At 61.3% G+C, this 16,564-nt stretch carries 8 protein-coding genes; 2 read left to right on the forward strand and 6 right to left on the reverse strand.

Going from position 1 to position 16,564, the window contains the following annotated elements:
- Positions 1-4: 4 nt before the first annotated feature.
- Both BJ917_RS15030 and BJ917_RS15035 read right to left on the reverse strand, forming a co-directional pair.
- Positions 5-2,164 carry a type I secretion system permease/ATPase gene (locus tag BJ917_RS15030; RefSeq protein WP_121103740.1) on the reverse strand — a complete coding sequence of 720 codons (2,160 nt, stop codon included), beginning with the start codon at positions 2,162-2,164 and terminating at the stop codon, positions 5-7.
- Between the two features lie 151 nt (positions 2,165-2,315).
- Positions 2,316-3,674: a TolC family outer membrane protein gene (locus BJ917_RS15035; protein ID WP_096512879.1), complete on the reverse strand. Its 1,359-nt coding sequence runs from the start codon at positions 3,672-3,674 to the stop codon at positions 2,316-2,318.
- Between the two features lie 594 nt (positions 3,675-4,268).
- On the opposite strand from BJ917_RS15035, the gene BJ917_RS15040 reads away from it, so the two are divergent.
- On the forward strand, positions 4,269-9,923 hold the full coding sequence (locus BJ917_RS15040) for a retention module-containing protein (RefSeq protein ID WP_121103741.1): 5,655 nt from the start codon (positions 4,269-4,271) through the stop codon (positions 9,921-9,923).
- Between the two features lie 134 nt (positions 9,924-10,057).
- On the opposite strand, the gene lapD is transcribed toward BJ917_RS15040, so the two are convergent.
- The 4 genes from lapD to BJ917_RS15060 all read right to left on the reverse strand — a co-directional run bounded on the left by lapD (position 10,058) and on the right by BJ917_RS15060 (position 13,970).
- A complete protein-coding gene (lapD, locus tag BJ917_RS15045; protein ID WP_121103742.1) occupies positions 10,058-11,998 on the reverse strand; it encodes a cyclic di-GMP receptor LapD in 1,941 nt (646 codons plus the stop codon).
- A gap of 21 nt (positions 11,999-12,019) precedes the next feature.
- The gene (gene lapG / locus BJ917_RS15050) at positions 12,020-12,727 is read right to left on the reverse strand and encodes a cysteine protease LapG (protein ID WP_121103743.1); all 708 of its coding nucleotides are present in this window, start codon (positions 12,725-12,727) and stop codon (positions 12,020-12,022) included.
- 249 nt (positions 12,728-12,976) lie between these two features.
- Entirely contained in the window at positions 12,977-13,372 is a 396-nt protein-coding gene (locus tag BJ917_RS15055; RefSeq protein WP_096512876.1) for a YbaN family protein, read from the reverse strand.
- Positions 13,373-13,382: 10 nt separating this feature from the next.
- Positions 13,383-13,970 (reverse strand): YecA family protein, encoded by a 588-nt coding sequence (locus tag BJ917_RS15060; protein WP_007975277.1) that lies wholly within the window; start codon positions 13,968-13,970, stop codon positions 13,383-13,385.
- A gap of 413 nt (positions 13,971-14,383) precedes the next feature.
- Between BJ917_RS15060 and recQ the strand changes: the two genes are divergently transcribed.
- Positions 14,384-16,510: a DNA helicase RecQ gene (recQ, locus tag BJ917_RS15065; RefSeq protein ID WP_121103744.1), complete on the forward strand. Its 2,127-nt coding sequence runs from the start codon at positions 14,384-14,386 to the stop codon at positions 16,508-16,510.
- Positions 16,511-16,564 lie beyond the last annotated feature (54 nt).

The raw sequence follows: 16,564 nt of genomic DNA on the forward strand, positions 1-16,564 counted from the left end.
ACTCCTAGACCGCCGCCGAGCCGACACGGCCCTTGCGCAGTGCATCGATGACCGCTTCTTTCGGTCCGTCGGCGACGATCCGCCCGTTGTCCAGCACCACCAACCGATCCACCAGGCTGAGCATCGAGGTACGGTGGGTCACCAGCAGCACGGTTTTGCCCTGGACCCAGCCGTGGAGCTTTTGCCGCAGAACGTCTTCGCTGCTGTTGTCCATGGCGCTGGTGGGTTCGTCCAGCAGCATGATCGGCGGGTCCAGCAACAGCGCCCGGGCCAGCAGCACGGCCTGGCGTTGACCGCCGGACAGCAATTGCCCGCGTTCGCCGACGGGCCGGTCGAAGCCTTGCGGGTGTTGTCGGGCCAGTTCGGTGACGCCGGTCAGTTCCGCCACTTCGAGCATGCGCGCATCGCTGATGTAGCGCGCACCGAGGGTCAGGTTGTCGCGCAGGCTGCCGGCCAGCAGTGGCAGGTCGTGGGCGACATAACCGATCTGATGGCGCAGGTCGGCGACGTCCAGTTGTCGCAGATCCAGGCCATCGAGCAGCAACTGCCCTTCGGCAGGTTCGTAGAAGCCCATCATCAGTCGCGCGAGGGTACTTTTGCCCGAGCCGCTACGACCGATGATGCCGATCCGTTCGCCGGGTTTCACGCTGAAGCCGACATTGGCCAGCGCCGGTGCACTCTGGCCGTTGTAGTGGAACGTCACGCCGACCACATCCAGCGCGCCTTGCAGTTGCGTACGTTCCAGTGGCCGTTGCCGGGCATCCCTTTCCTGGGGCAGCGACATCAGCGCATCGGTGCTTTTCATGGTCAGTTGCGCTTGCTGGTAACGGGTGATCAACCCGGCGATTTGCCCCAGCGGCGCCAGTACCCGGCTGCCGAGCATGTAGGTCGCGACCAGTGCGCCGACGCTCAGGTTGCCGGCGATGATGCTGTAGACCCCGGCGACGATGGTTGCCATCCCGGAAAATTGCTGGATGAACAGCGTGCCGTTGGTGGCCAGCGCCGCCAGGTTGCGCGCGTGGCTATCGAGGCGGGAAAGGGCGCCGTGGGTGCTTTCCCATTTGTGCTGGCGTTCGCTTTCGGCGCTGCAGGCCTTGAGGGTTTCCAGGCCGCCGAGGGTTTCGATCAGCAGGGCCTGGCGTTCAGCCCCCAGGGTCAGGCTTTTTTGCACGGTGTCGCGCAGGCGTGCCTGGATCACCATGGCGAAAATGATCGTGATCGGGAACGCCAGGACCGGTATCACCACCAGCCAGCCGCCGAGCAGGCCGATCACCAGCAGCATCAGCAAGGCGAAGGGCAGGTCGATCAGGCTGGTGAGGGTCACAGCGGTGAGAAATTCGCGCAGGCCCTGGAAGTCATGAATGCTCTGGGCAAAACCGCCGATGGTCGCCGGACGAGCTTTCATCGCCATGCCGGTGATGCGTTCGAACAAGGTCGCCGACAGGATCACGTCGGTTTTCTTCCCGGCGGTGTCCAGCAAATGCGCGCGCACCACGCGCAGTACCAATTCGAAAACGGTGCCGATCAGCAAGCCGATGGACAACACCCACAGGGTCGATGTGGCCTGGTTCGGCACCACGCGGTCGTAGGTCTGCATCACGAACAGCGGCACCATCAGGCCCAGCAGGTTGATCAGGAAACTGGCGAGGATCGCGTCGCTGTACAGCCATTTCGACAGCTTCAGGGTGTCGCGAAACCAGGCCTGCACCCGCGGCACCAAGGGTGAGCGCAGGTCTTCGAGTTCATGCCGTGGCCGGGCGAACAGGGTCTGGCCAGAGTAATGCTCTGCAAGTTCTTCAGGGCTGATCCACTGTTCGCCGCCGTCGGCTTCGCTGGGCAGGATCAGCACCTTGCCGTCATCGCCGATGCGGCGTAGCACCGCTGTACGGCCGTTGTTCAGCAACAGCAGCACCGGCAGGTTGAGCGGGGAGATGTCCTTGAGGTCGCGGCGCAACAGGCGCGCCTGCAAACCGGCCCGGGCCGCTGCGCGGGGCAGCAGGTCCAGGCTCAGGCGTTGGTGTGCCATTGGCAGCCCGGCACTGAGGCTGGCACGACTGACCGTCGCGCCATGGAGTTTGCAGAGGATCAACAGACCGTCCAGCAGCGGGTCATCGAAGCTCAGGCGCGGATCGACACCAGTGTTGCCGGGTTCCATGCTGGTCACATTGATCGCTCCCGTATTTGCACAACTGACTGTAGGAGCGAGCTTGCTCCGGGCGGCGTTCCGACGATGAACCTGAGAGCGCCGCGGGGTGTCAGGCTTCCCGCGTCATCATTAACGATCATCGCGAGCAGGCTCGCTCCTACAGAGGGCCCTATTTGAGTTCCGGCAGACGAGCTTCACTTTTGACTTCGGCCTGGGCAATCGCATCGGCAGGCAATACAACCCGCTGTTTGCTCAACAGCTGGCCCATGTTGGCCAGGACCCGGTACATCGAAAACTCCTCGGTGTAGCGCACTTCGGTGTAGCGGCGGTTGGCGTTGTAGAGTTCGTTTTCACTGTCCAGCAAGTCGAGCAGGGTGCGTTGGCCGAGGCCGAATTGATCCTGATAGGCCATGCGCACACGTTTACTGGTATCGGCGTATTCACGGGCGGTCGGGGTCTGCTTCTTGGCGTTGACCATGGCGTTCCAGGCCAGGTGGATGTTTTCGTTGAGCTGGCGCAGGGCATTGTTGCGGATGTCCATTGCCTGATTGATCTTGTGCGCGTCGGATTGCAGGCGAGCCTTGTCGCTGCCGCCACGGAACAGGTTGTAGTTCATCACCACGCCGACTCGCCATTCGTTGTCATGGCCCTTGTCGCCCTGAATATTGTTGTTGGCGCCTACGGCGGCTTCGGCGTCGAAGCGTGGGTAGAACGGCGACTTGGCGACCTCGTACTGGCTCTCGGCCGATTGCACGTCGGCCTGCGCGGACTTCAGGTAGGGGTTGTTTTCCACCATGCTTTGCTGGGCTTCCAGCAGGGTGGCCGGCAGTTCGCCTCGCGTCGAAGGCGGGGCTTCCAGTTCATCGGGCAGGCGACCTACGACAGCGGCAAAATTGGCTTCCGCATCCGCCAGGTCCACTTCGGCGGTGTCGAGGTTGTTCTCCGCCAGTGCCCGGCGAGCGGTGGACTGGTCGGCGTCGGCATTACTGCCGATACCGCGTTGGGTGCGCAGGCCGATCTGGTCGTTGACTCGCAAGTGGGCTTGCAGGTTGTTCTTGGCCAGTGTCACCAGTTCACGGCGCTTGAGCACTTCGAGGTAGACCTCGATGGTGCGCAGGGCCAGATCCTGGGCGGTGCCCTGGGCGTAATAGGCCCGGGAGTTGACCACGCCTTTGGTGCGCTCGACTTCATTGGCAGTATTGAAGCCATCGAAGAGCATCTGGCGCAGGCGCAGTTCCGACTGGGTGTAGTTGAGGATCGACGTGTGGTGATCGCCGAACGCCCGGGTATTGGTGTTATCGCTGTACCCGCGCCCGTAGGCGGCATTCAGGTCAACCGATGGATAAAAGCCCCCCTTGGCGACCTTCACGTCCTCATCAGCCGACAGACGGCTGTCCACCCGCGACGCCAGTTCAGGGTGGGTCGCAATAGTGCTCTGGATCGCTTCGGTCAATGACATGGAATGAGCCTGAGAGGTCCAGGCCATGGCCAGTAAAACGGCAGTGCAGAGGGGGCTTAATCGGCGCATGGATGTATCTCCCTGATTCCTGATGGTGCTTTATCAGTCGCCAATTATTTGACGACTTTTATAGGTAAACCGTTTCATGCTTTTAACATCAGAGCTAAGAACATTCTGGGGACAAGCTAAGAAGAATTTTTCATAGCGGTTATGCCGAAAAAAACTTATGCGCTCTGCAAAATCCAGCACATTGTTCACTGGCGAAGCCCTTGATTTATGAGCTTTAGGGCGCTCATTCGGGCTCGTGAAAAGTTTCGATTCACTTATCGACATAGGGCGGAGAAGTGCTGGAGGGGAGGGATGTGTAGCGGAATTGAGTGACGGTTTTTTGTCACACTGGTGGTTCAGGACCGTTACGCTTCGCTTGCAGGGCACCTGTTTGTGATTTGGATTCCAATGCCATTGATTGCAAAGGGATTACTTCAAACCGCTACGTGACCTGCGGGCAACACGCCGGGCGAGATCGTCGCCAGGGCAGCGGCTTACTCAAGTAACCCCGCTGACCGGTAGACGATCCGCCGGGCAACCCGTTTGAGCCATCCATGAGCATGTTCTTCGCAACAAAAAAGTGCCGACAGCATGTTGGCAGCGGAGGAGATGCACATGGCTACGCTCATCGGTATCGTCAGTAAGGTCATCGGTCAGGTGTTCGCAGTGGCGGGCGACGGGACTCGTCGCGTTCTGATCGAGGGCGACCGATTGTTCGCCGGTGAACAACTCAATACCGGGGCCGAAGGTGCCGTGGCGGTGCATCTGGAAAATGGCCAGGAACTGACCCTCGGACGGGGCAGCAGCCTGCAAATGAACGCTCAGTTGCTCGCCCATGAATCGCCCCACGTCAACACGGCCGAAGCGGTGACGCCGAGCCAGACGCAACTGAGCGATGTCGAGCAACTGCAAAAAGCCATTGCTGCCGGTGATGACCCGACGCAGACCGCCGAAGCCACGGCGGCCGGGCCGGGTTCGACCGGGCCTGGCGGTGGCGCACTGGGCGGCGGCCACAGTTTTGTATTGCTTGAGGAAGTGGGCGGGCGGGTCGATCCGATCATCGGCTTCCCTACAGCCGGTTTCAATGGCATTCCCGAATTTCCCGAAGAGCGGCACGATGCCGCTATCAACACTGGGGATGACACCCCGGCGCCAGTGATCACGCCTGCCGTGAACAACCCGGTGACCCTCAACGGGCTGTCGGTGGCGGGGGGCGAACTGACCGTCAACGAAGCCAATCTCGCCGGTGGCTCGGCCAGCAATCCCGCGGCATTGACCCAGAACGGCACGTTCACCATCACGGCGCTCGACGGGCTGAACAACCTGAGCATCGGCGGGATCAGCGTCATCAGCGGCGGTATCGCCGCAGGCTTCCCGCAGTCAATCACCACGCCGCTGGGTAGTACCCTGACCATCACCGGTTACAACCCGGCCACGGGCGTGGTGAGTTACAGCTACACCCTCAACGGCAACGAGCCCCATACATCCGGTGACGGCACCACCCTCAGCGAACACTTCACCGTGGTGGCTGGCGACAGCAATGGCGACACCGCCACCGGTTCACTGGACGTCAACATCACCGATGATGTGCCCAAAGCGTACGACGACCACAATGGCACGGCATCGGAAACTCACCTTGTCCTCAATGGCAACGTGCTGACCAACGATGTGCAAGGCGCGGACCGCGTGCCGGTCGGCCCGAGCAGCGGCCCGATCACCCCCGGCACGTTCGTCGGTACCTACGGCACCCTGGTGCTCAATGCCAACGGCACCTACACCTACACCCTGAACACCAGCGATGCCGATTTCAAAGCGCTGCATGGCGGCGGCAGCGGCACCGAAAATTTCACCTACACCCTCACCGATGCCGACGGCGACACCAGCACCGCCCACCTGATACTGAACATTCACAACAACGACGATGGCGTGACCCTCAATGGCCTCGATGCGCAGGGCGGCGAACTGACGGTCTATGAAAAGAACCTCAGCGACGGCACCAGCCCCAATGCCCCGGCCCTGACCCAGAGCGGTACCTTCACCGTCAGCGCGCTGGATGGCCTGCAAACCCTGACCGTGGGTGGCATCACCGTGGTCAGCGGTGGCGTGGCCGCAGGTTTTCCGCAAACCATCACCACCCCCTTGGGCAGCACCTTTACCATCACCGGCTATAATCCGGCGACCGGCGTGGTCAGCTACAGCTACACCCTGGTGGATAACGAAGCGCATCCGAACGCCAATGGCGCCAACAGCCTCACCGAGCACTTCAATGTCGTTGCCACCGACACCGATGGCAGCACCGCCACCGGGCAAATCAACGTCAACATCGTCGACGATTTGCCGACCGCCAAACCCGACGCCGACTCCGTGCAGGAGGGCGGTACGGTCAGCGGCAACGTGCTGGACAACGACATCGGCGGCGCCGACGGCCCGGCGGCCAGTGGCGCGGTGGTGGGCGTGCGCGCCGGTTCGGACACCTCGACCTCGGCCATCGGCGGCTTGAACAGCCAGATCAATGGCACCTACGGCTACCTGACCCTCGATGCCCACGGCAATGCGGTCTATCACAGCAACCCGAACAGCGTGAGCGGCCCCGGCGCGACCGACGTTTTCACCTACACCGTGCGCGATGCCGATGGCGACGAGAGCACCACGACCATTACGATCGACGTGTACAACAGCGGCCTGAAAGCCGTCAGCGACAGCGACGTCACCGTGTACGAAAAAGCCCTGGACCTGAACAAGGACGGCCAGGACCTGGCCGCCGGCAGCGTCATCGGCAGCCAGCCGGGCAGCACCGGTGAAACCGCCAGTGGCACGCTGGTCGGCTCGGTGACCGGGGCTGTCGGGGCGATCACCTACACCCTGGTCGGCAGCGCCACCGGAACGTACGGGCAAATTCACCTCAACCCGAACGGCACCTACACCTACACCCTGACGTCACCACCGAGCACGACGCCCCACGCCAATGACGGCGCCAACGTCACCCATGAAAGTTTCACCTATCAGGCCACCGATTCCCTGGGCAACACCGTCACCAGCACCATCGTGGTGAACATCGTCGATGACGTACCGACCGCCAAGGCGGATCACGATTCCGTGGTAGAAGGCGGCACCGTCAGCGGCAACGTGCTGGACAACGACATCGGCGGCGCCGACGGCCCGGCGGCCAGTGGCGCGGTGGTGGGCGTGCGCGCCGGTTCGGACACCTCGACCTCGGCCATCGGCGGCTTGAACAGCCAGATCAATGGCACCTACGGCTACCTGACCCTCGATGCCCACGGCAATGCGGTCTATCACAGCAACCAGAACTCGGTCGGCGCGCCGGGCGCTACCGATACCTTCACTTACACCGTGCGCGATGCCGATAGCGACGAGAGCACCACGACCATCACCATCGACGTGTACAACAGCTGCCTGAAAGCGGTCAGCGACAGCGACGTCACCGTGTACGAAAAAGCCCTCGACCTGAGCAAGGACGGCCAGGACCTGGCTGCCGGCAACGTCATTGGCAGCGAACCGGGCAATACCGGCGAAACCGCCAGCGGCACGCTGGTCGGCTCGGTCACCGGGGCTGTCGGGGTGATCACCTACACCCTGGTCGGCAGCGCCACCGGAACGTATGGGCAGATCCTGCTCAACCCCGACGGCACCTACACCTACACCCTGACGTCACCACCGAGCACGACGCCCCACGCCAATGACGGCGCCAATGTCACCCATGAAAGTTTCACCTATCAGGCCACCGATTCCCTGGGCAACACCGTCACCAGCACCATCGTGGTGAACATCGTCGATGACGTGCCCAAAGCCGTGGCCTCGGAGCGGTCGGTGTCAGCGGTCGAGATCGACTCCAACCTGCTGCTGATCATTGACGTGTCCGGCAGCATGGCCGACTCATCGGGTGTACCGGGTCTCTCGCGGCTGGAGCTGGCCAAGCAGGCGATCAGTGCATTGCTCGACAAGTACGACGACCTTGGCGATGTCAAAGTGCAGATCGTGACGTTCAGCAGCAACGCCACTGACAAAACCTCGGTGTGGGTGGATGTGGCCACGGCCAAGTCGATCATCTCCGGCCTGTCGGCGGGCGGCGGTACCAACTACGACGCGGCGGTGGCTGTGGCGCAAGACGCGTTCAACACCAACGGCAAACTGACAGGGGCACAGAACGTCGGCTATTTCTTCTCCGACGGCAAACCCAACGAAGGCTCCATTGGCGGAGGGGACGAGGCGAACTGGAAAGATTTCCTCACCGAGAATCAGATCAAGAGCTACGCGATCGGCCTGGGTAAAGGCGTCGACAACGATGCCCTCGATCCGCTGGCCTATGACGGTACCGGCGCAGGCACCAATACCAACGCGGTGATCGTCACCGACCTCGGGCAGCTCAACTCGGTGCTCTCGGGCACCGTTATCGGTGTGCCTGTCACCGGTTCGTTGCTGGGCGAGGGTGGTTCGTTCGGGGCCGATGGCGGCTTCGTCAAAACCATCACCGTCGATGGCACCACTTACACCTATGACCCGAAAGGCAACAGCAACCAGGGTTCACTGAATTTCAGCGGCGGCGCCAACCATGGCACCTTCAACACCATCAACAACACCTTGAGCATCGCCACCGACAACAAAGGCACCCTGGTGGTGAACCTCGATACGGGCGAATACAGCTACGTGTCGCAGAAAACCACCTCGGTGGTGTTCACCGAAAACATCGGCTTCACCGTCAGCGACAACGATGGCGATCTCGCCAGTTCGAGCCTGGTAGTCAAAGTCATTCCGAATGCGCCACCGGTGGCCACCGATGATCACATCATCACCAACGTGCTCTCGGGCAACATAACGGTGCCGGGCGAGTTGCTGCTGGCCAATGACACCGATCCTGATGGCGATTCGCTTAACGCATCGCCAACCACCTTCACTACGGGCTGGTTGGCCAAAGGCGCGGACTTCACCGGTGCCGGTGCGATCAACTTCTCCGGCAGCGGTGTCAAACCGAGCAACCAGAACCTGGCCGATGTGCGCGGTGCATTCGCGGCCAATACCGCCACGATGACGGCATTGCTGGTGATCAGTGGTTATCTGGGGCCGGTCACCGCGGCCAATACCAACGATGAGGACCGTATCACCGTCAACCTCAAACAGGGCGAAACCCTCAATCTGGACCACAACCTGGCCGCCGGCCATATCACCATGGAGTACTCCATCAACGGCGGCGCCTGGATTGCGCTCGCCGATGGCCAGACCATCACGGCGGCGTCGGACGGCGTGTACCAGATCCACGTCACCAACATCACCAACACCAGTGGCAGCGGCGTCAACAACTCGGAAAGCTACCAGCTGACGATGAAGCTCGACTATTCCGGTGCGCATGACATCACCCCGGACTACCACGGCACCTACATCACCAGCGACAGCCATGGCGGCAGCGACAGCGCCAACGTGACGATCAGCTACCAGGATGGGCACACCCTCACCGGGACCGCCGGCAACGACACGCTGGTGGCGGGCAGCGGCGACAACATCCTCAATGCCGGTGACGGCAACGATATCCTCATCGCAGGTACCGGCAACAACGAGTTGCACGGCGGTGCCGGCAATGACTTGCTGTTCAGCGGGCCGGGCAATGACCTGCTCGACGGCGGCCCAGGCAACGATACCGCCAGCTACGCTCATGCCACGGCTGGCGTCACGGTCAATCTGGGGCTGACCGGGGCGCAGAATACCTTCGGTGCCGGCACCGACACCCTGACGGGCATCGAGAATCTCGTGGGTTCGAACTACAACGACAACCTGACCGGTGACAACAACAGCAACATCATCACCGGCGGCCTGGGCAACGACGTGCTCAATGGCGGCGGCGGGGACGACTTGCTGATCGGTGGCCTGGGCAACAACACCCTGACCGGCGGCAGCGGCGCCGACACCTTCCAGTGGCTCAAGGGCAACAGCGGCCATGACGTGATCACCGACTTCACGCCGGGCACCGACAAACTCGACCTGTCGCAACTGCTGCAAGGGGAGAACGGCACGGCGGCCTCGCTGGATGACTACCTGCACTTCACCGTCAGTGGCAGCGGTGCATCACTGGTGACCAGCATCGACGTCAGCGCCATGGCCGGCGCGGCACCGAACCAGACCATCGACCTGGCCGGCGTCAACCTGGCCAGCCATTACGGCGTCACGCCAGGGGCGGGCGGGGTGATCTCCGGTGCAGACTCGGCAACCATCATCAACGGCATGCTCAATGATCATTCGTTGAAGGTGGATACCGTGTGATCTGAAGGCCTGGTTCACACAAATCCCCTGTGGGAGCGACCTGCTCGCGAATGCGGACTCACATTCAACAGTGATGTTGACTGAGCCACCGCTTTCGCGAGCAGGCTCGCTCCCAAAGGGTTACATGGAGTTATTCACATCGGCTCCGGCGGCCCGATCAATCTGCCCATCACCCCGAATACCCCCAACGCCTTGATCGTCTCCAGCTCTCCCTGGGTCTCGACCATTTCTGCAATCAATGGCAAATCAATGTTGTTGGTGGCCCTGAAGATCGCCTCGATAAACAGCCGTTTATCCTGTTGTTCATCGATATGCCGGATGTAGGCACCATCGATTTTCAGATACGCCAGGCCCAATTGGGTGAGGTTACCGATCTGGCTGAAGCTGCCTCCGAAATGCTGCAGGCCGATGCGGTAGCCGGTGTCGAGCAGGCTATGGCTCAATCGCTGCAGCTCCTCGGGAGGCGGCAGTTGGCGTTCATCGATTTCCAGGGTCAGCAACGGTGCCAGTTCCGGCAGAGATTCGAGCATGTCGAGGATCAGTTGCAGCTGCGGCTGATCGCGCAAGGTGCTGCCGGACAGGCTCAGTGCCAACGGCCAGCGATTGACGGCAAGGTATTCGAGGGTCGCTTCGAGCATGGCCAGGTCGAAACGCGCGGACCAGCCGAGACGCTCGATCCACGGCAGAAAATGTCCGGCGGCAATCGCCTGGCCCTGCGGATCGAGCAGGCGTGCCAGGACTTTGTGGTGCAGCACTTCACTGGTGTCGGCACATTGCACTACCGGTTGGAAATACAGCACTAACTGACCTTGGGTCAGGGCGTCGTCGATCCAGCTGCGCCAATCGTATTGGGACAGGTTCGGTGCGGTCTCGACGTGGCTCAGTTGTACCCAGGGGCGCTCGGGGTGTTGTCGAGCCTGGGTCAGCGCCTGATCAAGTCGCATGAGCACCTCGCTGGCCGGTTCACCGGGGTGGTAGGCGACGATACCCAGATGCGCAACTGGCATGCAGTCACTCGCACCGGTCTGACGCAGGTTTTCCAGGGTGGCACTGATTTCGGCGGCGAGGCGTGCGGCGTCCTCGGTACTCAGACCCTGCGTCAGCAGACTGAATTCACCTCCGCGGTTGCGCGCCGCCAGCCAGGTGCGTCGTTCAGGCAGTTGGGTCAGACGCTTGAGCAGTTCGCCGACTGTGCCGATCAATGCATCGGTGCGTTGTCCGCCCAGGCGTTGATTGAGACCGGTCAAGTCATTGATCCGCAACATCAGCAAATGACCGTCGCAATGTTGCTCGGCGACCAGCAAGTGGTCTGCCAGTTGTTCATCCAGCAAGCGTCGGTTGGCCAGCCCGGTCAGGCTGTCCTGATAGGATTCGCTGCGCAGCTTTTCACTGCGCGCCGCCTCTTCAGTGAACAACGCCTTGAGCTTCTCGACCATCTGGTTCATTGCCAGCACGACGCGTTTCAATTCCGGTGTGCGGGGTAGTTTCGGCAGGCTCAGGAACTCGCGTTTACTGATGGCTTCGGCCTGCTTGACCAAACTTTCGAGTGGACGGAGTTGCCGACGTAACAGCCAACCCCCGAACACGGCGCTGAGTAATCCGCACACGACCAGCCAGATCAGGCTGCCGAGGGTACTGTCCCAGAGTTTGGTCAGGGCAAATTGCGGATTACTGAGCACTTCGACCCGTGCCGCCTGTTCCCAGCCGCGCATGATCAACGCGTCACCGCCCTGATGATGCAGATTGACCAGACTGACAAACCAGCCTGGCACGCCCTCGATCCGTGCCGGTGCGTTGCGCTCCACCAGCACCTGTTCACCCTCGACGTCGATGATGCGAATGCTGCTGAAGTAGCCACTGTCAAAAATTGAACTGACCATCAGTTCCATCATCGCCGGATCATCGATCTGCGCGGTCAGCGACAGACCCAGTGCCGTGGCTGCGTCCTGGGCGTGGGAGCGCAACTGACCGAGCATCTGTTCGCGTGAGCTTTCCAGACTGACAAAAAAGCTGCCGCTGAAGGCCACCAGCAGGAACAGGCATATGGCGAGAAACAATTGGTTGCGCAGTTTCATGGAGCGCTCCTTGCGGCAGCTTCAACCATCACCTACGGCGAAGCCTTCAGTCTGCATCTTTTGCAATACATCTTGCCAGCGCGACAACTTTTTCGAGTCGCTGCTGCGTTTGCCGCCATTGCTCCCCGGCAGGTACAGGCCCTCGGCATTGAAGGCGTACACCGGCAGCAGGTCTTTGCGTTGCGAAGCCGGGCGGATGTCGCCGATCAGGTTGTCGAGCACCAGCGGGTCGGCGCTGGGACTGCTATAGAACGTTAGCACCATATGCGCCTGGTTCTGGGTCAGCGCCTTGACGTAGGTGATGCGCAGCTTTTCGCTGGGAATCCCGAGATGGCGCAAGCTGAAATATTTCGCCAGGGCGTAGTCCTCGCAGTCGGCGGCCCCCTTGCTCAGGGACTCGACGGGCGTGGCCCAGTAATCGGTTTGATGCCAGATGCGCGTGTCGTCCTGAAAACTCAGTTGCTGATTGAAGAAGCGATTGACCGCATCCAGCTGTTCGCGCTCGGGTGCATTGCGTTCGTCATGCAGCATTCGACCCCAGGCCTCGATTCGTCCCCGCGCCGGGTCGAGGGTGCCGTAGTGATGTTCGGCGGCCAGCAGGATCTGCGCAAAATCCCAGTCGGCCCAGGCACTGCCAAGCATGCTCAGCAGAAAACCGCTCAGCAGCAGCCAGCCGCCGAACCGAAGCCGGGGCGTTGGCCATCCTGGACTACGCGGACTGCGGGGCATGGCGGGCGGCTCGGATGCAGAGTTGTGAAGTCTAGGTGGTGTTTGGTGTGGGGGAGGGCTGGTCGTCGGCGAACAAGTATGCGTCCCCCTGTAGGAGCCGGCTTGCTGGCGAAAGCGGCAGTCCACTCAACAATGCAGTACCTGATACAACGCATTCGCCAGCAAGCCGGCTCCTACAGGTTCGCGTGTTCCCAATACCTTGAGTAGGGGTCGTAGAAATGGATATGCCCCCCTTTCAAAGGTCGGCAATCAGGGTGTGCGCAGGGTCTTCTGCCGAAGGATGTAAACCGTCACCAACACCGCACTGGTCAGCATGAACCCGCGTGCCCAGGGCATTGGCACCAGATAGCAGGAAAACAGAATGCTCGCCCACATCAAGCCGATGGCGTAGACCTTGCCCTTGAGCGGAATGCCGTTGCCGTCGAGGTAGTCGCGAATCCATGGGCCGAGCCGTGGATGATCGACCAGCCATTGATAGAAGCGTGGCGAGCTGCGGGCGAAACAGGCGGCCGCCAGCAACAGGAAAGGCGTGGTGGGCAACACCGGCAGGAAAATCCCGATCACCCCCAGCGCTACGCTCAGCCAGCCGATGGCCAGCAGCATGTAGCGCAACATCAGGGGGCGGTTGCCTATGGGGTTGTCCATAGGCCGGACCTTAGTGGTGGCGAGGCTTGAGGATCGCCGGCTTTTCGTCTGGTGCGTTGCACAGCAGGTACAGCGCAGTCAGGGCTTCCGGGATCTGCACGATCATGTCGTCCATCAGGTTGGCGTCGGCGGCAATGTCGGAGAACTCCGGTTGCTCGTCGAACAGGCCCGAACCAACCATGATCGGCAGCAGCATTTCGCTGACTTCGTCTTCGGCGGTTTCGAACCAGGCTTCTTCGCGCAGGAACACGCCTTCCATGAAACCGATGCACCAGCCGCGCAGTTCGGAGTCATCGGGGTCGTCGCCCAGATCCAGGTCGCATGGCAGCTCGAACTCTTCATCCGAAGCCAGTTGACGGGCGATGTGGGCCTTGAGGCCGATCAGCGTGGCTTCGATCTCTTCGCGCTGGGCTTCGCCGCTGTAATGTGGCTCTTCGGCGAACAAAGCGTCGATCCACTCACGATCGGGTACGACTTCGGAACAGATCGACAGGGCGGTGAGGTAGCCGTGGGCGGCCACGTAGTCCAGCGCCTCGTCATGCAGTTCATCGGCGTCGAGGAAGACTTGCAGGCGGGTTAGTTGCTCAGCGAAGGACATTAAAGGGCTACCTTGGGGAATATTCGATGCGGGAATTCTAGGCCTTCTTGAGCGCTTGGGCCAGCCGCGCGGCATATTTGCACCCTTGTGGCCTTGCACAACACCGTAATCCTTGTGGGAGTGAGCCTGCTCGCGAAGGCGGCATTACATTCAATATCAATGTTTACTGACCCACCGCTTTCGCGAGCAGGCTCGCTCCCACAGGTTTTGCATGGTAATGGCATTCAGGTGTCTTCTCAGCGGCGCCCTTTGCCGGACGGGGCTCGGGTATACTCGCGCGTTTTGTGATGCCCTGCTGGCGTCATGGCTGAAATGTGAAGCGTCATGCAATGCGCACTTACGATTTGTCGGTGCAGCATTGCGCGTTCTGCACCAGCCTTGGCAGGGATGTTTCGGTGATTTTTGGAGTTTTTATGCTCGAACAGGCTCAACGCGTCCTCAAGGACATCTTCGGCTACGACAGTTTCCGTGGCCGTCAGGGTGCAATCATTGAGCGCGTGGCCAGTGGCGGCGATGCCCTGGTTCTGATGCCTACCGGTGGCGGCAAATCCCTGTGCTTCCAGGTGCCTGCGCTGTTGCGCGAAGGCCTGGCGGTGGTGGTGTCGCCGCTGATCGCCTTGATGGACGATCAGGTCGCCACCCTCGAAGAGCTCGGCGTGGCCGCCGCTGCATTGAACTCCACCCTCAGCGCCGAGCAACAACGCGATCTGGCGGCCCGCATTCGGCGCGGTGAGGTGAAAATGCTTTACCTTGCGCCGGAACGCCTGGTCCAGCCGCGCATGCTGGCCTTTCTGCAAGGGCTGAACATCGCCCTGTTCGCCATCGACGAAGCACACTGCGTGTCACAGTGGGGCCACGACTTCCGTCCGGAATACCTGCAACTGGGCCAGTTGGCGGAAATGTTTCCCGACGTGCCGCGTATCGCCCTGACCGCAACCGCGGACAAACGCACCCGCGAGGAAATCGTCACTCGACTGCACCTGCAAAACGCCGAGCGTTTTCTGTCGAGCTTTGATCGGCCGAACATTTTTTACCGCATCGTGCCCAAGGAACAGCCGCGCAAACAACTGCTGGCGTTCCTCGCCGAGCGGCGCAGCGATGCCGGCATCGTCTATTGCCTGTCGCGCAAGAAAGTCGAGGAAGTCGCTGCGTTCCTCACCGAACAGGGCTTCCCGGCGCTGCCGTACCACGCCGGCCTGCCCAACGATTTGCGCGCCTACCATCAGAAGCGCTTCCTCAACGAGGAAGGCCTGATCATGGTCGCCACCGTAGCCTTCGGCATGGGCATCGACAAACCCAACGTGCGTTTCGTCGCACACCTGGATTTGCCGAAGTCCCTTGAGGCCTATTACCAGGAAACCGGGCGCGGCGGCCGTGACGGTCTGCCGGCGGATGCCTGGATGGCTTACGGCCTGCAAGATGTGGTGATGCTCAAGCAGATGCTGCAGAACTCCGAGGGTGACGAACGTCACAAGCGCCTGGAACAGCACAAGCTCGACGCGATGCTTTCGTTGTGCGAAGAGACCCGCTGCCGCCGCCAGACCCTGCTGGCCTATTTCGACGAAGACATGCCGCAGCCCTGTGGCCACTGCGACAACTGCATTGATGGCGTGCAGACCTGGGATGCCACCGAGCCAGCACGTCAGGCGTTATCGGCGATCTTCCGCACCGGTCAGCGCTACGGAGTGGGCCATCTCGTGGATGTGCTGCTGGGCAAGGATAACGAAAAGGTACGCAGCTTCGGACATCAGCACCTGTCGGTATACGGTGTTGGCAAGGCGCTTGGCGAAAGCGAATGGCGCTCGCTGTTCCGCCAGTTGGTGGCCCGTGGCCTGGCCGACGTTGATCATGAGGGCTACGGCGGCCTGCGCCTGAGCGACACGTGCCGGCCGCTGCTCAAGGGGGAAGTGACCCTGGAGCTGCGCCGCGACCTCAAGGCGCAAGCCACGGTGAAAACCAGCAAGAGCCAGGCCAGCCAACTGGTCCGTGGCGAAGAGCGCGAACAATGGGAAGCCTTGCGCGCCCTGCGTCGCAAACTCGCCGAAGAGCATGGCGTGCCGCCGTACGTCATCTTCCCTGACTCGACCTTGCTGGAAATGCTGCGCAGCCAACCGACCTCGCTGGCGGAAATGGCCAGGGTCAGCGGTGTCGGCGCCCGCAAGCTGGAACGTTATGGCGAGGCCTTCCTCGAAGTCCTCGGCGGTCAGGTCGAGGCACCGAAGCCGGTGGCCGATGTGCGCCACGAGCTGATCACCCTGGCGCGAGCCGGCATGACACCGATGCAGATCGCCGGCCAGCTGCAATGCTCGGAAAAGAACGTCTATACCATGCTCGCCGAAGCCATTGGCAAGCAGCAGTTGTCCCTGGAACAGGCGCTGGATCTGCCCGAGGACTTGATGGGCGAAGTTCAGGATGCGTTTCTCGATGGAGAGGGTGAGCTACCGCCCGTGTCGGAGATTTCCGCCCTGTTTGCGGGTCGAGTGCCGGAGGGTGTTTTGTACTGTGTCCGGGCGGCACTACAGTCCGAATTCGAGATTTAAGTGACTGGATTCACTGATGTAACGATTCAGTACAGAACAAGCCTTGCCTCAAAT

The sequence above is a fragment of the Pseudomonas sp. WPR_5_2 genome, assembly GCF_003634475.1.
GTDB lineage: Bacteria > Pseudomonadota > Gammaproteobacteria > Pseudomonadales > Pseudomonadaceae > Aquipseudomonas > Aquipseudomonas izuensis.